A 21608-nucleotide genomic window follows, 5' to 3' on the forward strand; every position below is an offset into this window, starting at 1 on the left:
TGCACGTGAGGAGATTTGAGAAATCTCCGGCTGCTACTCCTAAATTAAAAATGTCAAATCAAAGAATCATACCTAAACTAGAACCAAAACAGAACGAAGTTGTTCCGAATAAAAAGCCGTTTAGAAGAACGGAAATACCTTCGCCTATTTATGGATTTCAAAATCGACAGGCCGGCACTAAAAATCAAAAAACAGTTGAATATGAATTACCATCCGAAACAACCTTAGATTCCGTACTTGCTTTAATGCATGGAAAGAAAGTAAATCCACCGAAGGTCAATCAAGATCCATCCATTGAAATGGAAAGACAGGATGAGCTGCCGCTGAATTCCGATTTCAAGCATTCAGATGAAGAGATCAAAGAGGAACAGCCAAAAGTCTCGAATAATGATGGGAATAGGCATATGGAGGATATGGAGAGTGTGATTGCTCCACTATTGCCTGATACTGTTTCAGCAGAGGATACAGAGGTTGCAGCCACAAGTGAACTAGCATGGGATCCAGTCAGTGAGAATCAGATTATAGAGGAAATGAATGAAGCGATATTAAACGCTGATTATGAAGAAGAAATAATTCAAGAAGAAGGAATTGTGGAAGAAGATACACTGTTCATGCATTCCGACTCACAGATGAAGCAGGAGGAATTTGAATCTATTCCAATGATTCATCAGAATGTTGATGAACAAGCTGATGATGAAAAATTGGATAACAACATAGGACTCCAACCGAAGGAACCAGTTGAAGATTACGTCCATTCCCCTTCATACAGTGAGGTATATGAGGATATCGAGGAAGCTGATTCTCATATGGAGGAAGACCAACCATACAAGAGAGATGAAATTCAGCAAGCTCATGATTTAATCACGCAGACCAATGAATCTGTAATGAATATAGAAGAAGACCAGCAGGTAAGCGGAAATGATGAAGAAAATATAGACATCAGTCACAATGAGAGAAATGGGCAGGATATTATTCTGCTTGACGGAACTGAGGATGAGTTTTCAATCAAGGACATTCAAACGAGTGAATCTGTTTCGAATGAATCTATAACTTCGTTCGAAACACAGTCAATGGATCAAACCAATAGTTTGGAGAAATCCGCTCAACTGGATGGTACGGAGAAACATATAAATCAGGAAGTCTCTTTATCAGAGCTAAACAGTCGAATGGAAGCAAAAGAGACAAATGATTCTATGGATGAAGAAGAGAGACGAAAAATAGAAAGAGAAAAACGTATTAGGGAGCGCAGAAAACACATTCCTTTTAACGTATTAATGCTTAAAAATGATAAAGATCATATTGCAGCAAATCGCAATCAAAAAACGATTGCCAGCAAAGAGGAAAAGCCTTTAGAGCAACCTAAAAAAAAACTGAATGAATCCTATCAATATCCGGATATTTCAATTTTGAAGCCACGAGTGGACATTAGAGAAGATGCTGATTGGCTTGCAGAACAAGCAGCCTTGCTAGATGATACACTTGAACAATTCAATGTTAAGGCTAGAGTGCATACGTATTCTCAAGGACCTTCTGTAACAAGATTTGAGGTTCAGCCGGATCCTGGTGTTAAGGTTAGTAAAATCACAAATTTAAATGATGATCTAAAACTAAGCCTGGCTGCTAAAGATATTCGTATAGAAGCACCGATACCCGGGAAACGAATGATTGGAATTGAAATTCCCAATATAAATACACGTCCTGTTTATCTGCGTGAGGTTTTGGAGGAAAAAGTTTTTGCTGAGAATACCTCACCGCTTTCAGTGGCAGTCGGGTTGGACATATCCGGAAACCCAATTGTAACCGATTTGAAGAAAATGCCGCATGGATTGGTGGCAGGCTCTACAGGTTCCGGAAAAAGTGTATTTATTAATTCCGTTTTAATCAGTCTATTATATAAATCGCATCCATCTGATGTCAGACTCTTACTAATTGATCCGAAAATGGTTGAACTAGCGCCATACAACAATATTCCACATCTGGCAGCACCGGTTATTACAGATGTAAAAGCTGCAACAGCTGCACTGAAATGGGCAGTGGAAGAGATGGAACGGAGATATGAATTGTTTGCTCATTCAGGTGTGAGAGATATTGTCAGATATAATGAAAAGGCACTATCATCCGGGCAAATGGAACATAAGCTTCCTTATTTAGTTATCGTGATTGATGAGCTGGCTGACTTAATGATGATGTCTCCTGCTGACGTAGAGGAAGCGATCTGCCGTATTGCGCAGAAAGCCAGAGCATGTGGGATTCATTTACTGGTAGCCACACAAAGACCATCTGTAGACGTCATTACCGGATTAATCAAAGCAAATATTCCTACAAGAATTGCTTTTTCTGTTTCTTCACAGGTTGATTCACGTACGATTCTGGACCAAAGCGGAGCTGAAAAGTTACTTGGACGGGGAGATATGCTGTTTCTGGAAAATGGGACTTCTAAAACAGTCCGCCTGCAGGGAACTTTTGTAACAGATGATGAGATTGAGGATGTCGTAAAACATGTAATGGATCAGGCTAAGCCATCCTTTATGTTTGAGCCAAATGAATTGGTAAAAACAAGTGAACATATAGAAGAAAAGGATGAACTTTATTACGAAGTGTGTGAGTTTGCTGTTGAGATGGGTGGAGCATCCATATCCAGCCTGCAAAGACGCTTTAGGATTGGTTATAACAGGGCAGCGAGGCTGATTGATATGCTTGAGAAAGAAGGAATTCTATCAGAATCAAAAGGAAGTAAACCTCGTGATGTGCTTATATCTGAATCTGATTTAGAAGCTATACATGAATCTCAATCCCCTTTTTGAACAGAGGGAAAATTTTTGTATAATAATTTAATTATGAGTATTTGCCAGAAAAGGTAATACTATATTTATGAGAAAATCAGTTAGAAAAATTGTACGAAATCGATTTATAGGTTTATAATCATACAAGTTATATCTTTAACGCAATGAAGATATGGATTGCTTGTGCTCGTTTCAATAGTAATCTAACTGGTTTTAACTACTTATATTATTTCAATTAGTAAAGCCTAAACAGGCAGGAGCAGGCAAACTGCAATTAGCAAAAAAAAGAGACCGTCATATACTGTTTTACAGCATTGACGTATGTTGGAGGTTCATTCTATGACAGTTTATCACTTCGTAGGTATAAAAGGATCCGGGATGAGCGCGTTAGCCCAAATCCTACATGATATGGGATATCAGGTACAGGGTTCAGATTATGAAAAAAGATTTTTTACCCAAATCGCACTTGAAAATGCCGGTATAACAATATTGCCATTTAATAAAGAAAATATTAAACCAGGTATGACAATCATCGCAGGAAATGCTTTTCCTGACAGTCATGATGAGATTGTTCAAGCTTTAGAACTTGGTTTGCCAGTCATTCGCTATCCACGATTTCTTGGAGATTTCCTTAAAAAGTTCGTGAGCATAGCTGTTACAGGCGCACATGGAAAAACATCGACTACAGGCTTAATGTCTCATGTAATCAGCGGAGCTGAGCCAACGTCATTTTTAATTGGCGATGGTACAGGTAAGGGAGAAGCGGATTCTAAATACTTTGTATTTGAAGCTTGCGAATACCGCCGACACTTTTTATCCTACGATCCGGACTATGCCATTATGACCAATATTGATTTTGATCATCCGGATTATTTTGCAAATCTTGATGATGTGTTCTCTGCTTTTCAAGAGATGGCACTACAAGTAAATAAAGGAATTATTGCCTGTGGTGATGATGAGCAGCTACAAAAAATCCAGGCGAAAGTACCGGTCATATTTTATGGGTTTAACGAAGAAAATGATTTCCAGGCTAAGAATATTGTCACTTCAGAAGCTGGAACTACATTCGATGTACATGTAAGAAATAATTATTATGAGACATTTACCATTCCAATGTTTGGACGTCATACCGTTTTAAATGCGTTAGCTGTTATTGCTCTTTGTCAATATGAGGATATTGATGTGGAAATTATTAAGGAACGCTTAATGTCATTTACAGGTGTTAAGAGACGTTTCTCAGAAAAAAAAGTTAATCACCAAGTCTTAATCGATGATTATGCCCATCATCCAACAGAGATAAAGGCAACAATTGATTCAGCTCGACAAAAGTATCCTGATCGGGAAATTGTAGCTGTATTCCAACCGCATACCTTCTCTAGAACTCAAAAGTTTTTAGATGATTTTGCTGAAAGCTTAAAAGAAGCGGATAAAGTATACTTATGTGAAATTTTCGGATCAGCAAGAGAGCTGAATGGGAAACTAACAGTTAAAGATCTTTGTAATAAGGTGGATGGTGCTCAAATTATTCAGGAGGAAGATCCATCTATCCTTAAAAATCATGAAAAAGGTGTATTATTATTTATGGGTGCTGGAGATATCCAAAAAGTGCAAGCAGCCTATGAGAGTTTTATAACGAAATAAATGCAAATAAAGACCCTTCGAGAGTATAAGTAAGCACTCTTGAAGGGTTTTTTTGTTTATTTTAAATTCTCAGGGTTTAGTTTTTCTAATTCTGGGAGAACGAATCTGCCGTCTTTTCTAATTAGTCGATCATCAAAATATATTTCGCCGCCTCCATAATCTTTACGTTGGATATTAACCAAATCCCAATGGATGCTGGAGTGATTACCATTTGGTGCCTCATCGTAGCTTTGACCCGGTGTAAAGTGAAAGCTTCCATCAATTTTTTCATCAAATAGAATATCCTGCATTGGGTTGGTTATATACGGATTAACGCCTATGGCAAATTCGCCGATATAACGTGCGCCCTCATCAGTATCAAATACCTTATTGATTCTTTCTGTGTCATTCGCTGTTGCCTTAACGATTTTTCCGTTTTCGAATGTTAGACATACATTTTCATATGTAAATCCTTGATATGGAGATGGGGTATTATACGTAATGGTGCCATTTACAGAATCACGTACAGGAGCGGTATACACTTCACCATCTGGGATATTACGCTCACCGGCACATTTAATAGCAGGAATGCCTTTAATAGAAAAATGTAAATCTGTTCCTGGACCTGTAATGCGTACTTTGTCCGTTTGATTCATTAACTCGACTAGGCTATCCATCGCCTCAGACATTTTGGCATAATCAAGATTACATACATTAAAATAAAAATCCTCAAATCCTTCTGTACTCATTTTTGCCAGCTGAGCCATTGAATTGGTTGGATAACGAAGGACCACCCATTTTGTTTTTGGAACGCGGATGTCTCTATGTACTTTATTTTGTACGGTCTGTCCATAGACTTTCATTTTATCAGCAGGAACATCAGAATGTTCTGAAATATTATCACCTGCACGAAGACCTATATAGGCATCCATTTTACCCATAACCTGTGATTCAAATTCGGCGATTAAGCTATAGTGTTCTTCAGTTGCACCTAATAGTAACTGTCTTTCAATGGTTTGATCTTTTGTTGATACAAATGGGTATCCACCAGCCTGATATGCCTCAATTACCAATGCTTTAACAAGTTCTGGCTGTATACCGAAATTTTCTATAAGTACTTTTTCTCCTTTTTGTAATTTTACGGAATAGTTAATTAAATTATGAGCTAATTGCTGAATTCTTGGATCCCTCATAAAAAAAATCTCCTTTCATTTCATAAGCTTAATTTAATTGTATCTTACTTTATTAATAATATTAAGTGTGGAAGGAACATTGTGGAGTAGAATAAATTCTTATATAGTTTAAATAAGGAGATTAAGGGTAAAAACTAATTATAATTTAGAGATGGAGTGAAGACGATGGAAATTATCTTATATTTAAGTGTGGCAGTGATTGCCATAGCGTTCCTGGTTCTTGTTATTTATCTTTCAAGAACATTAAAATCCCTTCAAACAACAATGGAGAGTGTATCTAGCACATTAACAGGCCTAGAAACTCAGATGCAAGGTATAACAACCGAGACAACACTGCTGCTACATAAGACAAATGCTTTGGCTGAAGATATTCAGCATAAATCTGAGAATTTAAATACGGTTGTTGATGCAGTTAAAGGTGTGGGAGGATCGATTCAACGTGTGAATCAAACCATTGACCAGATTACAAACCGAGTTCAATTGGCTGCGAGTCATAATGACGAAAAAATTACCCAAGTAGTTCAATGGGGTAATGCATGTATTGAGCTTGTGAATAAGTGGAAAAAACATAAAGCTGAACAAAGTACAGCAATTTATACCGAAGCTGAAGCAGACAGAGATGTTACTGTACCTACACAAGAAACCAGATATCAACGTTCTCAATCTTAATCAACTATAAAAAAGGAGATGTTTAAGAATGAATAATAAAAATGAAAATTTTAATCAAGATAATGGTATGTCTACAAAAGATTTTGTAGTAGGAGCAATAGTAGGCGGGCTTGTTGGAGCAGCTACTGCATTGTTTTTAGCACCTAAGTCCGGTAAAGAACTTCGTCACGATTTATCAGAACAAGGCAGCGTTTTAATGGAAAAAGGAACTCCATTAATTGAAAAGGGGTCTGCTTTAAAACAAACGGCTACCGAAAAGGGATCTGCTTTAAAACAAACAGCTACTGAAAAAGGAATGGCTTTAAAACAAACAGCTCAAGAAAAAGGAATGGCTTTAAAACAAACAGCTCAAGAAAAAGGAACAGAATGGATTTCTGTCGCAAAAGAAAAAGGTGCACCATTAACAGAAGCGGTTAAGAAAAAGTTTGGAAGCACGACAAATGAAGAAAGCAACAGTCAATCTTCTGATACAGAGGAAAATCAAACAGATAAGACATTGGATAGTAACGTTGTAGTTGATTCCCCAGATGACGTGTATGTTGGAGAAGAAAACATAGACAGTAAAAATACAGCTAAAGAAGAAACGTATGCATCTGAAAAAACTGGCTTCAATTCGACAGCCAGCGGAAATACATCTTCTGGTAAAACACCATCTAATAGCTCGAATAATACAATAAAAGTTGATTTAAGTTCTAATTCTTCTAATTCAACTGGAAATAAAAACAATTCAGCATCCAATTCGAAAAACACAACAAATAAAAAATAATAGTGGTTTGGAATAAACGCAAATGGGGGGATATAGATGAAAAAGATAACTAACGAAGAGGAATTACAGCAACTTTTAGAGCATGATGTTTTTCTGCTTCTGAAGCATAGCCTTACATGCCCAATTAGTGGTGCAGCTTTTGATGAGTATTCCCAGTTTGTCGCTGAGCATCCTGCTATAGCAACAGCTTATCTAGCTGTACAGGAAGCCAAACCACTATCAGAGCATGTTCGAGATTTGACTGGAATCAAACATGAGTCACCACAAGCTATATTATTTAAAAATAGTGAGGCTGTGTGGAATACATCTCATGGAAGAATTACAGCGCAAAGTCTGGAACAGGCAATTAAAGAATATACCTAAATAGAAACCGGTAAGGAAATTAACTCCTTACCGGTTTACTTATGGTCGGATTATTTTGCGAACTAAACCAAACGATTTCAAGGTGATCACCATCTTGGATTTCATCGTAAAACGTGACCTCCTGTTTATTCCGCATTAGGTGAAACCCACCTGGATTATTCTTGGGAAGTTCTATTTCAATGTATCGAAATAGATCCTGGAATATAAAAGTAGAGTCTTTATTAACGTTTATTTTTAATTGTTCCCCATTTATAAGGATATCTGTATCATCTAAGGCTCTATCTTCCCGATAGACTGTATAGCTATTATTTGTCAAAGTAAGTGGTTGACCATTAAATGTGACAGATATTTGATTAAGCTCTTCAGTCTTATAGACACCTATTAAATCCTTGACTGTGATTGCTTTTCTTCGAACTAAGGTGAGGCGATCATGATCGGCTATCCGATACTTTAAAGAAACACCTTTTCCGTTAACATATATGGCACCTGAAAACGAAACGAAGCTTTCCTGCCGGCCATTGATAAATAGGTTAAACGGGATAAGTTCATCCAGTATAGAATTCAAACCAGCGAACAATAATGCATCCTGAACGGTCTCAGGCATTTTAAAAACAATTCGATCACCATCATGGACATCTTCATGACCATCGGCAGGAAAACCATTCATGAATAGGGTACACGGAATTTCATATTTCTCTTCGTTTATATAAATCTTCCTCATAGGCAGCTCATCAAGTAATTCCCTTACTATCACAGGTGTTTCAGAACCGTCTTTTCCCTTCTCTATCCATAGCTGATCTCCAGGGGTTAATGGAGCATCAAGTAAGCAAGACACATTATTCTTTTTGATTAGAGGAGGTTCTCCATGTGTACCCGGTATGGTAATATTTCTGCCGTTAATACTAACAATCTTTGCGTTACCCGGTTTACCATATAGCTTTGTTAAATGAAGACCTGCTGCAAGAAGGGCATCTCCTATAGTCAGTTGCTTTAGATCAAATAAACGAACAGGGACCCCATTTACTTCAACAGATACATAATGGATTGGATTAACATCTGATGAAATGGCTATTCCAATGGGCGTAACGAGTTCAGGCCCTTTGATGTTATCAGGCTCAATCACTAAATTTTTGATAGCGTCTATTCCGCGTATAGCAACTCTATTGGAAGGTAAATTTAATTTCTCTGCTAAAATATCGGGTAAACGCGGTGTTAAGCTACCTCCGCCAATAAGCATAACGGCTTGCGGGGGCTTCGCATTATTCAGTTGCAAAATTTCTCGGCTAATGGAATCTGCCAACTTTTCAATGGCGGGATAGATGGCTTTAATCATCTCTTCTTTTGGAATTTCTGATTCGAAACCAAGAATATCACTGATTTTGACAAACTCCTGTTCATTTATGGATCTCTTGGTATCTTCCGCAATCGGGAAATCAAGTAAATACTGATCACTGATTTCCTCTGTTATCTCATCTCCGGCAACAGGGACCATACCGTAGGCAATAACGGTTCGTTCATCTGTAATCGCTATATCAGAAGTGCCAGCTCCAATGTCAACAAGGCAGACATTGAGCCTTCTCATCGAGGGTGGAATAAGGACATGAATTGCAGCAATTGGTTCAAGAGTCAGTGCTTCCAGCTCAAGATTAACTCTTTTGAGTGCAGCAAATAGTGATTCAACGACTACTCGGGGCAGAAAAGTAGCGATAATTTCTGCTTCTGCTTCATCCCCTTTTTGGTCAAGTAAATTTCCGATTTCCTGGCCATCAAGATAGTAATGGAGAACAGAATAGCCTACACAATAATAGTGATAATTACTTTGGATTTCTTCTTTTTCAGCTACCTGAAACTGTGCTTGTTGTACCGCAGCTAATTCTAGATGAATGCGGTCATCGGCAGAAAGGAGAGGCTTGCCGGATATAGGGATAGATGATCTTCCAATCTCTGTACGCAAAGCACGTCCTGCAGCTGCTACGCATACTTTAGTAAGAGGACCGTGCTTTTTTTCAAGTGTAAGCTTAATATCGAGTATAACGTTGGAAACAGCTACGACATCATGAATCTGGCCATCCAGCATTGCGCGCTCAGTATGTTCTCTAATGATGACGTCTGTAACGACATATTGATCGAGGCGTATTTCTAATATGATTCCTACAACTGAGCGTGTACCAATATCGAGAGCAAAAATTTTTTTGGTCAAGGATTCGTCTCTCCTTTTATGCTTTAACACTTAAAAGCGGTTTATTAATAAAGGTTTAATAGTGACAATACCGAATTAATCCGTTATAATAGTTTCAATTATATACTGAAATGTAAAATATTTTACTAAGTGATTTAGAAATTTTTAAAATATATGAGACCCAGGCTAAAATCATGCAATGCAGAACAGAGAGGATGAGTGATATTGAGTAATATGGAACTGGATGTATTAAGAGAACAACTGGATAATTTGAATTTGCAATTATTACAGCTTATTAACGAACGAGGAAAAGTTGTACAACAAATCGGTGAATTAAAAGGTAAGCAAAGCCAGTATCGTTATGATCCTGTTAGAGAAAGAGAAATGCTTAATACACTTATCCAAAATAATGATGGCCCATTTGAAAAATCAACCATTGAACATATTTTTAAAGAAATATTTAAAGCAAGCCTCGAATTACAGGAAGATGATCACCGTAAAGCATTGCTAGTTTCCCGTAAAAAGCATCCTGATGATACGATAATTGATTTGAAGGGTGAGAAAGTGGGAAATGGAATACCGTCCTTTGTGTTTGGCCCATGTGCGGTAGAATCCTATGAACAAGTAGCGACTGTAGCAAAAGCTGTTAAGGATAAAGGATATAAATTACTCCGAGGCGGAGCTTATAAACCAAGAACATCCCCTTATGATTTCCAAGGGTTGGGTGAAGAAGGATTAAAAATCCTGAAGAGAGTTGCTGATGAATTCGATTTGGCTGTTATAAGCGAAATTGTAAATCCGGCGGATATTGAGACTGCGGTCAAGTATATTGATGTGATCCAAATTGGTGCTCGTAATATGCAGAACTTTGAGTTATTAAAAGCAGCGGGTGCTGTCAATAAACCTGTTCTGCTCAAAAGAGGGCTGGCAGCGACGATTGAAGAATTCATTAACGCAGCTGAATATATAATGGCGCAGGGAAATGGAAATATTATATTATGTGAACGCGGAATTCGTACGTATGAAAAGGCTACACGGAATACACTGGATATTTCAGCTGTACCTATACTGAAAAAGGAAACACATTTACCGGTGATGGTAGATGTTACGCATTCGACTGGCCGAAGAGATCTGCTAATTCCAACTGCTAAAGCTGCATTGGCAATCGGTGCTGATGGGGTTATGGCCGAAGTTCATCCTGATCCGGCAGTTGCTCTATCTGATTCAGCACAACAGATGGATTTAAACCAATTTGATACGTTTGTAAACGAGATTAATCAATTCACTAAGCAGACAGGTATCAGAATTTAATAAATATGGAGTTGCTATTTGGCAACTCTTTTTCATTTTTCTTCATTAGTTTAACGAATTAATCGTCCCTGAATTTTAAGAAGTGGAATTTATAAAATTTAATTATCTTTTTTAAGTAAGTCCTGAGCTAGCCTTAGTGAAAATAGGATTCGTTATGTATACAATAGTAAGAAAATAGATAAAGTGTTTATTTGCACGAATTTAGAGGGTAGAGTATTATTATAATAACATACTAAATGGTACTTAATTGAATACTATTAGGATAAGAATAGAGAAATTTGGGCGGTGTAAAAAATGAATATTACAATTTATGATGTAGCTCGTGAAGCAAATGTTTCAATGGCTACTGTATCACGTGTTGTCAACGGTAATCCAAACGTTAAACCAGCAACACGTAAAAAAGTAAATGAAGTAATTGAAAGACTTGGCTACAGACCGAATGCTGTGGCACGCGGATTAGCAAGTAAGAAAACAACAACAGTCGGAGTTGTTATTCCAGATATCTCCAGTATCTTCTATGCTGAATTAGCAAGAGGGATTGAAGATATTGCTACCATGTATAAATATAATATTATTTTAAGTAACTCGGATTCAAATGAAGAAAAAGAAAGCCGTTTAATCCAAACGATGCTTGGCAAACAAGTTGATGGACTTGTCTTTATGAGTTCAAATATTACGGATGAGCATATCGCAGAATTCAAGAAATCACCGGTTCCAGTTGTATTGGCAGGTACAATTGAAGATTCTGCTCAAATTCCATCTGTGAATATTGATTATGAACAAGCCGTCATAGATGCGATTACATCTTTTGCTGATCGTGGACATAAGAATATTGCCATGGTATCAGGATCTTTGCAAAATGCAATTATAGAGAAAAAAATGGTGCCGGGATACCGCAAAGCATTGGAATCCGCTAATATTCCTTATAATGAAGAATATCTAGTAGAAACAGATGCATCCTATGATGACGGAATCGAAGCTTTGAACCAGCTAATGGAATTGGATAATAAACCGACAGCTATTTTTGTATGCTCTGATGAGGCAGCTCTTGGCATCATTCATGCAGCGCAAGATAAAGGTATCTCCATACCGGAGGATCTTGAAGTAATCAGTTCGGATAGTACGAGATTATCTTTAATGGTACGTCCTCGTCTAACGTCGGTTGTTCAGCCATTATATGATATTGGTGCCGTTTCCATGCGCTTGCTGACAAAACTTATGAACAAAGAAGAGGTAGATGAATCCTCTGTAATTCTGCCTTACAGAATTGAAGAGAGAGACTCAACAAAATAAAAATTAAAAAAAGCTGAGCCATTTTGTGAATAGTTCTACAAATGGTTCAGCTTTTTATTTTAGTAAACCGGTAGTATACATTATATCCAGTCCTCGTCTTTTTAGTGTGTAACTTGGTGTCTGTGACCAGTTATATAAGAAATTTAAACCATGAAATATTTATAATCAGTTACTTGAAATTCTGCAGATTTATCGGCTTAGGATAGAATCGTGTAAAGTGCCTTTTCCAGGGTTTTGGCATTTTTTTCAGTAATCTCTGCCTTACGTGGGATGGGCTTGTACATATCAGGCGGATCTTCCCATGTAGTCGGTAATGTGACGGGTGCTAATGCTGACCAATGATCAATCCAATCAACGGGCAATTTGCCTGAACGATTTGAATGATTGGTCATTTCCAGCCATATTAAGGACCAGGCACGCGGAACGACTCTCCAGATATCATATCCACCGCCTCCAACTGCTATCCACTTACCTTGGCAGTATTGGTGTGCAAGCTTATGAGCCAGTTTTGGGATGGATTGATAGATTGCAGTGGTAGCAGAAAGATGTGTTAATGGATCATAGTAATGAGCGTCAGCGCCGTTTTGAGTTAAAATAACGTCCGGGCGGAAAAATTCTATGACAGCTTTAAAGGATTTTTCATAGCACTCGAGCCATGATTCATCCTCCGTAAAAGCATCGAGGGGGATATTAAAGGAATATCCATACCCTTTCCCATTTCCGCGTTCAGTAATATTCCCAGTTCCAGGGAATAGGTAGCGACCTGTTTCGTGAATGGACAGTGTACAAACAGAAGGATCATCATAAAAAGTCCACTGAACACCATCTCCATGATGGGCATCCGTATCTATGTAGAGCACTCTGGCATTATATTTTTTTTGCATATATTTAATGGCAACAGAGCTGTCATTATAGATACAGAATCCGGAGGCTTTTCCTCTAAAGCCATGATGCAAACCACCGCCCAGATTTATGGCATGCTGAGCACGACCTTCCATTACTTCATCAACGGCAGACAATGTTCCTCCCACAAGCCAAGCGCTTGCTTCATGCATTCCAGAGAAAATAGGGGTGTCTTCGGTCCCAATTCCATAATTTAAGGCTTTATCTGGGTCAAGCTTTCCTTGTCCGGCTAATCTAACCGCGTTAATGTAATCGGGATCATGGACCAGGCTTAATTCCTCGTCTGTTGCCATTCTTGGTTTGATGCAGTCTTCCTCTTTCAGGGCATTCATTTTATTTAATAAATCAACTGTTATTTGCAATCGTTTTTGGTTAAATGGATGATTATCATTAAATTTGTAGGAAAGTAAATCGGTTGAATAAACAAATGAGGCTTCCTTCATAGAGTGCTCTCCGGTATATCTGGCCATAATACCTCATATCCAGAGGACCTTAGGCCCTGTACGATTTTCAGCGGGTTCATTGTTTGAATCCTTAGTACCAAGACTTTATATTCAGGGTCTTCTTTATATGGATAAATGAAAATGCTATTCACATTTGAATTGTAGCCTTTAATGACTTCTGCTATTTCACTAAGCGTACCTGGTTTATTGGTGACCTTTACTTCTATTTGGGATGCAGGCTGATTCGTTCCAGTAAGTTCTACATATGTATGCAGAAGGTCTGTTTCAGTAATAATCCCGACTAATTTGTTGTCACTGATTACAGGCATACAAGATATTTTTTGTTCATAGAATACAAATGCAATCTCTTCAACGAAATCAAGTGGGTGTGCTGTATAAATATCGGTAATCATGATATCGCTTATTGGCTTTAGAAGGTCTTCTTTATATTCATCAAGATGGAAGATAGAAGGAGTTGCAGAGCGAATATCGACATCACATAAAAGGCCGATTAACCTTTGTTCATCGTCTACTATTGGAATATGCCTGATTTTTTTTAGTTTTACTAAATCAATTGCCTGCCGGAGTGTAGCATTTTTTTGAAGCGTAATAACATCCTTGATCATGATATCCTCAATAATCATAAGTAGCCCCCCTTAAAAATCTGTTCGTCAATACATATATCGATTCATGAATCGTAATTGATCGAATTTTTGAATACTCTCTTTTTTAATGTTTTTCCCGATTCTGGCCATTAAACAATTGGCCGGATGGGAGCATATTTCAGGGTCATCAGTGGCATACCATTCCAAGCCACCGGCACTCATCATTTTCTCCATCATTTTTCGATATTCCCATACATTTAAGCCGCTGCCTTTTAAATCCCAATGCCAATAATATTCTGTCGTGATAATGATGTAGTTTTCCATCCATTCATCCATCATGGCCACACGAAGCAAGTTTTTCCCGACCGCACATCCGCGATATTCACGTATTACTTCAATAGCCCCGAGTTCCAATAAGTCATCCATTTTCCCTTCAGACCATCTTTCAAGAGGATCCGGGTATAAATAAGTAACATACCCGACAATGACATCGCCGGCCCTCGCAATAATAATTCTGCCTTCAGGAAGGCTGCTGATTTGAATTAAAGCCTTATGCTGCTTTTCAGGAACCCTAAATGCAACGAGACCCTCATGAAATTCAAGGTTTTCCAATTGATCTCGAGATACCGGGCCCTCGATAACTAACGGCCCACATTGGGTTTGCAATTCCTTCAAATTATACGTCTTTTTATGCTCCATCCATACACCACCCAGGTCACATTTTAAAGCTATTATACAGCACTTTAAATCCATAAATGCTTCATGATATGAACTTTTTAAGTCATATGTAGTGGAAATTAAGAAACCTTTTGGCATAATTCTCTTAAACATTTAATGGGGATGTTATCTTAAAAACACTACAATTATAAAAATTGTAACATATTGGTGTAACTTATTAAATATTTTAAAAATTGAGATAAAATGGATTTTGTACTATACTATCAATATATTATCTTTGATCAGGGGGGAATAATCATGAAACTGGAAGCGCTTTCTGTTGTGCAAGGGGATTATAATTTAGCCAACTATGAGGAAACCTACAGAACGTTTGACTGGAAGGATGTAGAGCAGGAATTCTCTTGGAATGAAACGGGTAAAGTGAATGCAGCGTACGAATGTATTGACAGGCATACTGAAAATTTCAGGCGCAATAAGGTAGCATTATATTATAAGGACCCTAATCGCTATGAGAAGTATACATATAGTGATATGAAAGATTTATCGAATAAAGCAGGAAATGTCCTGAAGGAATACGGGAATGTAAAAAAAGGTGACAGGGTGTTTATTTTTATGCCAAGATCACCGGAATTGTATTTTACTGTGCTGGGTGCGATAAAATTGGGGGCTATTGTCGGCCCGTTATTTGAGGCATTTATGGAAGGGGCGGTTAAGGATCGATTGGAAGATAGTGAAGCCAGTGTAATCGTAACTACTCCTGAATTATTGTCGAGAATTCCTGCAGATGACCTGCCGGCATTGAAGCATATTTTTGTAGTAGGAGATCATGTAGAGGAAACTGGTAAATATATAGATTTTAACAGTAAATATGAAAATGCATCTAAAAAATTAGATATTGAATGGGTAGATCGGGAAGACGGTTTGATTCTGCATTATACATCCGGTTCAACCGGTAAGCCAAAGGGTGTTCTGCATGCGCATAATTCAATGATTCAGCATCTGAAAACCGGACAATGGGTGCTCGACCTAAAAGAAGAGGATGTATATTGGTGTACAGCGGATCCAGGCTGGGTCACAGGAACGTCTTATGGGATATTTGCTCCGTGGCTAAATGGAGCCTCTTCTGTGGTCACAGGAGGACGATTCAGCCCGGAGGCTTGGTACCAAACCATTGAAGATTTTCATGTAACCGTGTGGTACAGTGCCCCTACTGCATTTCGCATGCTGATGGGTGCAGGGGATGAGGTAGTAAAACAATTTGATTTATCCAGCCTTCGGCACTTACTAAGTGTAGGAGAGCCTTTAAATCCTGAAGTTATTAAATGGGGACAAAAAGTATTTTCCAAACGTATCCATGATACATGGTGGATGACAGAGACCGGTGCACAGCTAATCTGTAATTATCCAAGTATGGAGATTAAACCGGGTTCTATGGGTAAGCCAATTCCTGGAGTCGAGGCTGCCATTGTAGATGACCAGGGGAATGAAGTACCGCCTTATCGTATGGGCAATTTAGCGATTAAAAAAGGATGGCCGTCCATGATGAGGCAAATCTGGAATAATCCGCAAAAGTATGAATCCTATTTTATGCCATCAGGATGGTATGTTTCAGGCGATTCCGCCTATATGGATGAAGATGGGTACTTCTGGTTCCAGGGCAGAATTGATGATGTTATTATGACATCCGGAGAACGGGTAGGACCTTTTGAGGTTGAAAGCAAGCTGGTTGAGCATCCGGCGGTTGCTGAAGCGGGTGTAATAGGCAAACCGGATCCAGTACGGGGTGAAATTATTAAAGCGTTTATTGCCCTAAGATCTGGTTATGAGCCTACGGATGAGTTGAAAGAGGATATCAGGCTATTTGTTAAACAAGGGCTTGCTGCACATGCTTCACCAAGAGAGATTGAGTTTAAGGATAAGCTACCGAAAACACGCAGTGGTAAAATTATGCGCAGGGTATTAAAAGCTTGGGAGCTTGAATTGCCAACAGGCGACTTATCAACGATGGAAGATTAAAACAGGGGTGTTTATAAGGTGATCTGACCCTTATAAACACCTCTTCTTTTGGTCTTTACAAAGGCTTGGAGCTAATAGAATAAATACAAGCCCATTTAGCAGGGAAGAATGGGGAAAATGATGAATATAAAATTAATGAAGTTTCAAGAATACGATTTTAAGGATTACTTTAGTTTGGTAAGTAATGAGAAGGTTATGGTGCAAATAACAGAAAGGTCTCTTACTTTAGATGAGGCAAGGTTGAAATATCAAATGATATTGCAACGTAATCAGAAACATGAAGGCTTTGGGACTTATAAAATCTTTGATGCTTCCGGTAAGAGATTCATCGGACTGGGATCTTTGATTTTAAATGAAAAACTTCCTGACGAAGCTGAAATTGGCTATATGATTTTACCTGAACATTGGGGGCAAGGGTATGGGACAGTAATTGCCAAAGCGTTAATTAGAAAAGGAAGGGAATCAAAATTGAAGAAGCTAGAGGCGGTAATAGACCCTAATAATATTCCCTCGAGAAAAATTCTAACTAATCTTGGATTCAAATCTGAAAAGGTATGCACGATAGATGGGTTACCAGGAGAAATTATGTGCAAATTTTTATAAAAAATCATTTATCAATTATACAAGCTTGTTAAATTTAATAGGTGATTTAGCCAGAATAGATATGGAGTGATGCGGATGAAGCTACTGAACAAATTGCCTAAAAGCAATCCAAATTTACATGCGGAATTAACGAAGAATAGCTGGATTCTCCTGAAAGAACCAAGGAATACAGTCAGTACAATTTTATTCTCTCTACCTTTTGCGATTTTTGCAACACTCCTTTCTGGTGCAATTATAAATATCTTTTCAAGCTTTTCTTTTTACGATTTTGGTCTGACATCTGATGGAATTAACTTCACCATTAATGTAAATATGAACATAGCTAATTTAAGTATGATTATTTGGTTAGTCCTATTGGTAGTCATACACGAATTCATTCATTTGTTGTTCATACCCAATTTTATTAAATCAAAAAATACCTATGCGGGATTCACATGGGTCGGTGCGTTTGTCATAACAGAAGCTGAAATTCCTAAAGCTAGATATATCATCATTACACTTGCTCCTTTTGTAATTATTTCAGTCCTGCTTCCTCTGTTCTTAGGTGCATTGGGCATTTTAACCACACCCATAAAATTTTTAATTCTCTTAAATGCCATGTCATCCTCTGTTGATTTACTTCTTTTTTTACTTATCATTACACAGGTCCCAAGAAAAGCTTCTTTGAGAAGTAATGGAACAAATACATACTGGAAATGCGTATAATTGCAGAAATTGTTGAAGAAAGTAACAGAGCATTTAGCTATATAGAAATTGGGATCATGATTTAAAAGGGGACTCGGATAAAATGAAAGAATGGTTTGGTTCTTCAGGTCTGTGTATCAATGACAATGGCCAAATATTAATGGTTCTGCAGGGGAAACCTGAAGAGAAAAAATTATGGTCTATTCCATCGGGTGGCAAAGAAGAAGGTGAAAGTTTTGAACAGTGCTGTATTAGAGAGATGGAAGAAGAAACGGGATATTTAACAGAAATTATTGAAGAGGTTAAGGTAAAAAGGATAATATATGAAACACGCAATATTATTGCTGAAGTTCGCTACTATATAGTGAACATTGTGGGTGGTGAAAGAGCTATTCAAGATCCGGACGATCTTATTTATTATATTGCCTGGAAAGACCTTGAGGAATTAAAAACACTGAAGTTAACATATCCTGAGGACAGAGGTATTCTTATTCAATATCTAAGAAGACATTCAAGCGATCATACATATATAGAGGATTACAAATAATAATTGATTGATAGTTTATAAAGAAAGGCTGTTCCGTGGTCGATGTGATACCGACCTGGAACAGCCTCTTTTTTATTCCTCTGTATTTTCGTCATGCTCTTGTTCATCGTCATGATCTGGTTTTTCATCTTCTTTTGGATCTTTCTTTTCTTCTTTTTTATCTTCTGCCTTCTCTTTTTTATCTTCTTTAGGCTTAGGTTCTGGCTTAGGTTCTGGTTTAGGTTCTGGTTTATATTCGATAATAGAGGATGGAGCAGATTCATTACCGGCTATATCCACTGCGGTAATGTAATACTTCCCTTTTCCATCCGTTTTATAGCTGAGTGAATTGTCAGATTTGATACTGGCCACTTTAGCACCATTTCTATAAATACGATATCCAACTATGTCAGAGTCACCAGAAGATTTCCAGTTGATGACTTTCTCCTTTGAAGTAACTGCTGGTGCTCCAGGTACTTTCCCATTATCACTCATTTTTGAACCACTAATAGCTACGTTTTCAAAATTAGAGCCTTTTGGCGTAATCGTTGATTTATCAATAAGGTATTTTGCTCCTGTAATGTTAGAAAAGTCGGCATTGATAACAAGACTGGTTTCTGTGAATTCCTCTGGAGTAGACCCCAGTGCCACATATTTCTTGCCATTTATAAATACATATCTTTCACTTGATGTTGGCAGATTACCATTCTCAGATGAAGGAAGATACTTGGCATTGAAATAATCAGATTTTGCGAGTCCTGCATCTATGCATGTTTTGGATGCTAAGGCACCGGTCAATGTGCAATAGGATCTGGATACAATTCCACCTGGCATTTGGTGCCGCTTCGAAGGCGCAACTATGTTTGGTGCAACATCATAAGCGGAATTAATTAACTGTGCCCATAATGTTTGATTTCGCTGTGAATAACTCATACCATATGTATCCACAGATGCATTTGAATCATATCCCATCCAAACGCCAAATGTAACATTTGGATTGGTCGCGACCATCCAGGCATCATGATACTTCTGGCTTGTACCAGTTTTGCCGGCCCAGTCGGCTGAAAACTTCAATTTATTGTTTAAACCGGCTGCTGTTCCGGAACTGATGACATCTCTCATCATATCAATTGTTAAATAAGCTGTTTGCGGACTGAAGACATCTGTCTTCGTCTTTTTATGCTGATAAATAGATTTTCCGTTTGAGTCTACTATTTTTTCAATCATATAGCTATCTACGAATTGTCCGCCGTTTGCAAATGTTGCATAGGCATTCGTATTCTCTTCTACGGTTACACCTCTTGCTAAAGCACCCAAAGAGGTAGAAAGGTTTGTATAATCTTGCTTTTCTAAAGAGGTGAAGCCCATTTTTTCGAGAAATTTTACCGGGTTGCGATTTATAATTTCCGCATATTGAACCGCTGCCGGTATATTATAGGATCTCTTTAATGCTTCACGTGCAGAGGTTATACCGGTAATTCCGCCGCCAGCATAGTTTCCTGGACTCCAACCGCGAATGTTCACAGGCGCATTGACCAAAGTTTTACCTGGATAGGAAACTCCGTACTCCATTGCTGGTGCATATACAAGTAATGGCTTCATTGTTGAACCATTTGAACGTACAGCTGATGTAGCATGATTCAGCTGCTCCCGTTTAAAATCACGGCCTCCAACGAAGCTGAGTATTTTTCCGGTAGAGTTTTCAATTAGCATGGCGCCAACTTCAATTGGTTCATTCTCTATATAGGTTTCTCCTGTATCCGGATTCTTTTTCTCCACCTGTCGGGTACCCTGATAATAAGGGTAATTTTTAGTGACTTTTTGCATATTGTCATACATTTTTTTGTTGATGGTTGTATGAATTTGATAGCCGTTTTGTCGGATGGCCTGATCAGCCAGAGTATAGTATTGCTTATATAGGCCGTCGTCTTTTTCTAAATCCTTGCTTGAAAGCCCATCGTTCTTTGCCAATATTGGCATCATGATTTCAATTGCTCTTTTTTCTACTTCATATGTTAAGTATGGATACTTTTCAGTAGGATATGTCTGTTTCTTTGCAAGGTCTTTCTTAATATCATATTTTAATGCTTTCTCATATTCTTCCTTTGTAATGGCATCGTTGGTATACATTCTTTTAAGAACTGTTTTCATCCGATTAATACCTGGGGAAAGGTCCTCCTTCACTTCACCGGATTGTGTAAATGGTGTATAAAGGTATGGATTCTTTGGTAACCCCGCAATAAAGGCAGCCTGTGGCAGAGTTAAATCTTTGGCTTCTACTCCAAAAATGCCATCCGCTGCAGCCTGGACACCGGCAATATTACGGCCGGAGGAATTTCTACCAAACGGTGAGACATTCAGATAAGCTTCTAAAATCTCATCTTTTTTCATGAATTTCTCAAGGCGTAATGCCAGCAGGATTTCCTTCGCCTTACGATCAAAGGAAACCTCATTCGTTAAGATTTGTTGTTTTATTAATTGTTGCGTCAGTGTGCTTCCTCCTGATTGGACCGAGGAATTTGTCACTTCCTGAAGTAAAGCTCGAATGATGGCCTTTGGTACAACACCCTTATGCTCATAAAAGTAGGAATCTTCTGTGGAAATTAATGCTGTCTTAACGTAATCCGAAACATTTTCCAGTTTCACTGCTTTACGTTCAAGATCAGAACGCATCTTCCCCATATATACATTGCTTGCAAAATAAATCTCTGATGTTTCTTCATAACTGGACACACTTGTTTTAAGCTGTTCCTTGCTCCTGATTGGTTCGTCTTTTACCATAGATGCAAAGTAACCAGCGCCAACGCCGCCAGCAAAAGCAATCCCGATGACAGATACAATTAAGAAGATTAATAGGTTATTCCAGATAACCTGATAGGAAATACGTGCTCTTCGCTGTACAACGGGTTTGTTTACAAAGTCCCACAATGGTGCAAGCCTTTCTTTAAGTTTTATAAAAATATCTTTCATTCA

General features: G+C 38.1%; 17 protein-coding genes. 11 read left to right on the forward strand and 6 right to left on the reverse strand.

Annotated features, from left to right (window positions below; genetic code table 11):
* The first annotated feature begins 5 nt into the window (after positions 1-5).
* The gene (locus AC4D4B_RS10890; protein WP_490999963.1) at positions 6-2804 is read left to right on the forward strand and encodes a DNA translocase FtsK; all 2799 of its coding nucleotides are present in this window, start codon (positions 6-8) and stop codon (positions 2802-2804) included.
* Positions 2805-3122: 318 nt separating this feature from the next.
* Positions 3123-4424: a UDP-N-acetylmuramate--L-alanine ligase gene (murC, locus tag AC4D4B_RS10895; RefSeq protein ID WP_490996393.1), complete on the forward strand. Its 1302-nt coding sequence runs from the start codon at positions 3123-3125 to the stop codon at positions 4422-4424.
* A 56-nt stretch (positions 4425-4480) separates the two neighbouring features.
* On the opposite strand, the gene AC4D4B_RS10900 is transcribed toward murC, so the two are convergent.
* Positions 4481-5596 carry an aminopeptidase gene (locus tag AC4D4B_RS10900; protein WP_490999896.1) on the reverse strand — a complete coding sequence of 372 codons (1116 nt, stop codon included), beginning with the start codon at positions 5594-5596 and terminating at the stop codon, positions 4481-4483.
* A 165-nt stretch (positions 5597-5761) separates the two neighbouring features.
* On the opposite strand from AC4D4B_RS10900, the gene AC4D4B_RS10905 reads away from it, so the two are divergent.
* From AC4D4B_RS10905 to ytxJ, 3 genes are read left to right on the forward strand one after another with little or no spacing between them, the layout of a single operon-like run.
* A complete protein-coding gene (locus AC4D4B_RS10905) occupies positions 5762-6265 on the forward strand; it encodes a DUF948 domain-containing protein (RefSeq protein WP_490996395.1) in 504 nt (167 codons plus the stop codon).
* Between the two features lie 28 nt (positions 6266-6293).
* Positions 6294-7031, forward strand: a complete 738-nt coding sequence (locus AC4D4B_RS10910; RefSeq protein ID WP_490999897.1) for a YtxH domain-containing protein — start codon at positions 6294-6296, stop codon at positions 7029-7031.
* A 36-nt stretch (positions 7032-7067) separates the two neighbouring features.
* A complete protein-coding gene (ytxJ, locus tag AC4D4B_RS10915; RefSeq protein ID WP_490996397.1) occupies positions 7068-7394 on the forward strand; it encodes a bacillithiol system redox-active protein YtxJ in 327 nt (108 codons plus the stop codon).
* Between the two features lie 19 nt (positions 7395-7413).
* Here ytxJ and AC4D4B_RS10920 read toward each other — a convergent pair whose 3' ends face one another.
* A complete protein-coding gene (locus tag AC4D4B_RS10920; protein WP_490999898.1) occupies positions 7414-9594 on the reverse strand; it encodes a cell division protein FtsA in 2181 nt (726 codons plus the stop codon).
* Between the two features lie 204 nt (positions 9595-9798).
* On the opposite strand from AC4D4B_RS10920, the gene AC4D4B_RS10925 reads away from it, so the two are divergent.
* Positions 9799-10884, forward strand: a complete 1086-nt coding sequence (locus tag AC4D4B_RS10925) for a bifunctional 3-deoxy-7-phosphoheptulonate synthase/chorismate mutase (RefSeq protein WP_490996399.1) — start codon at positions 9799-9801, stop codon at positions 10882-10884.
* A 294-nt stretch (positions 10885-11178) separates the two neighbouring features.
* A complete protein-coding gene (gene ccpA / locus AC4D4B_RS10930) occupies positions 11179-12177 on the forward strand; it encodes a catabolite control protein A (RefSeq protein WP_490996400.1) in 999 nt (332 codons plus the stop codon).
* Positions 12178-12374: 197 nt separating this feature from the next.
* Here ccpA and AC4D4B_RS10935 read toward each other — a convergent pair whose 3' ends face one another.
* Genes AC4D4B_RS10935 through AC4D4B_RS10945 form a run of 3 tightly spaced genes read right to left on the reverse strand, consistent with a single transcriptional unit; the run spans position 12375 to position 14827 of the window.
* Complete coding sequence (locus tag AC4D4B_RS10935; protein WP_490996401.1) at positions 12375-13523, reverse strand: acetoin utilization protein AcuC; 1149 nt, start codon at positions 13521-13523, stop codon at positions 12375-12377.
* Positions 13520-14167, reverse strand: coding sequence for an acetoin utilization AcuB family protein (locus AC4D4B_RS10940; RefSeq protein ID WP_490996402.1), 648 nt, complete (start codon positions 14165-14167; stop codon positions 13520-13522). Before AC4D4B_RS10940 ends, AC4D4B_RS10935 begins: the two co-directional genes overlap by 4 nt.
* Before the next feature lie 27 nt (positions 14168-14194).
* Positions 14195-14827 (reverse strand): GNAT family N-acetyltransferase, encoded by a 633-nt coding sequence (locus tag AC4D4B_RS10945; RefSeq protein ID WP_490999899.1) that lies wholly within the window; start codon positions 14825-14827, stop codon positions 14195-14197.
* A 276-nt stretch (positions 14828-15103) separates the two neighbouring features.
* Between AC4D4B_RS10945 and acsA the strand changes: the two genes are divergently transcribed.
* From acsA to AC4D4B_RS10965, 4 genes are all read left to right on the forward strand, one after another.
* Complete coding sequence (gene acsA / locus AC4D4B_RS10950) at positions 15104-16822, forward strand: acetate--CoA ligase (protein ID WP_490999900.1); 1719 nt, start codon at positions 15104-15106, stop codon at positions 16820-16822.
* Between the two features lie 117 nt (positions 16823-16939).
* Entirely contained in the window at positions 16940-17425 is a 486-nt protein-coding gene (locus tag AC4D4B_RS10955; protein ID WP_490999964.1) for a GNAT family N-acetyltransferase, read from the forward strand.
* Between the two features lie 75 nt (positions 17426-17500).
* A complete protein-coding gene (locus AC4D4B_RS10960) occupies positions 17501-18130 on the forward strand; it encodes a DUF3267 domain-containing protein (RefSeq protein WP_490999901.1) in 630 nt (209 codons plus the stop codon).
* Between the two features lie 82 nt (positions 18131-18212).
* The gene (locus AC4D4B_RS10965; RefSeq protein ID WP_490999902.1) at positions 18213-18656 is read left to right on the forward strand and encodes an NUDIX hydrolase; all 444 of its coding nucleotides are present in this window, start codon (positions 18213-18215) and stop codon (positions 18654-18656) included.
* Positions 18657-18728: 72 nt separating this feature from the next.
* Here AC4D4B_RS10965 and AC4D4B_RS10970 read toward each other — a convergent pair whose 3' ends face one another.
* Positions 18729-21605: a transglycosylase domain-containing protein gene (locus AC4D4B_RS10970; protein WP_490999903.1), complete on the reverse strand. Its 2877-nt coding sequence runs from the start codon at positions 21603-21605 to the stop codon at positions 18729-18731.
* Positions 21606-21608 lie beyond the last annotated feature (3 nt).

The organism is Pradoshia sp. Z6_59 (genome assembly GCF_058267515.1).

Bases quoted from the DNA above. Each gene is read 5' to 3' on its own strand.
- ytxJ (WP_490996397.1), top strand. From the start codon at position 7,068: ATGAAAAAGATAACTAACGAAGAGGAATTACAGCAACTTTTAGAGCAT.
- AC4D4B_RS10900 (WP_490999896.1), bottom strand. From the start codon at position 5,596: ATGAGGGATCCAAGAATTCAGCAATTAGCTCATAATTTAATTAACTAT.
- AC4D4B_RS10940 (WP_490996402.1), bottom strand. From the start codon at position 14,167: ATGATTATTGAGGATATCATGATCAAGGATGTTATTACGCTTCAAAAA.
- AC4D4B_RS10970 (WP_490999903.1), bottom strand. From the start codon at position 21,605: ATGAAAGATATTTTTATAAAACTTAAAGAAAGGCTTGCACCATTGTGG.
- AC4D4B_RS10965 (WP_490999902.1), top strand. From the start codon at position 18,213: ATGAAAGAATGGTTTGGTTCTTCAGGTCTGTGTATCAATGACAATGGC.
- murC (WP_490996393.1), top strand. From the start codon at position 3,123: ATGACAGTTTATCACTTCGTAGGTATAAAAGGATCCGGGATGAGCGCG.
- AC4D4B_RS10960 (WP_490999901.1), top strand. From the start codon at position 17,501: ATGAAGCTACTGAACAAATTGCCTAAAAGCAATCCAAATTTACATGCG.
- AC4D4B_RS10955 (WP_490999964.1), top strand. From the start codon at position 16,940: ATGATGAATATAAAATTAATGAAGTTTCAAGAATACGATTTTAAGGAT.
- ccpA (WP_490996400.1), top strand. From the start codon at position 11,179: ATGAATATTACAATTTATGATGTAGCTCGTGAAGCAAATGTTTCAATG.
- AC4D4B_RS10910 (WP_490999897.1), top strand. From the start codon at position 6,294: ATGAATAATAAAAATGAAAATTTTAATCAAGATAATGGTATGTCTACA.
- AC4D4B_RS10945 (WP_490999899.1), bottom strand. From the start codon at position 14,827: ATGGAGCATAAAAAGACGTATAATTTGAAGGAATTGCAAACCCAATGT.
- AC4D4B_RS10905 (WP_490996395.1), top strand. From the start codon at position 5,762: ATGGAAATTATCTTATATTTAAGTGTGGCAGTGATTGCCATAGCGTTC.
- acsA (WP_490999900.1), top strand. From the start codon at position 15,104: ATGAAACTGGAAGCGCTTTCTGTTGTGCAAGGGGATTATAATTTAGCC.
- AC4D4B_RS10935 (WP_490996401.1), bottom strand. From the start codon at position 13,523: ATGAAGGAAGCCTCATTTGTTTATTCAACCGATTTACTTTCCTACAAA.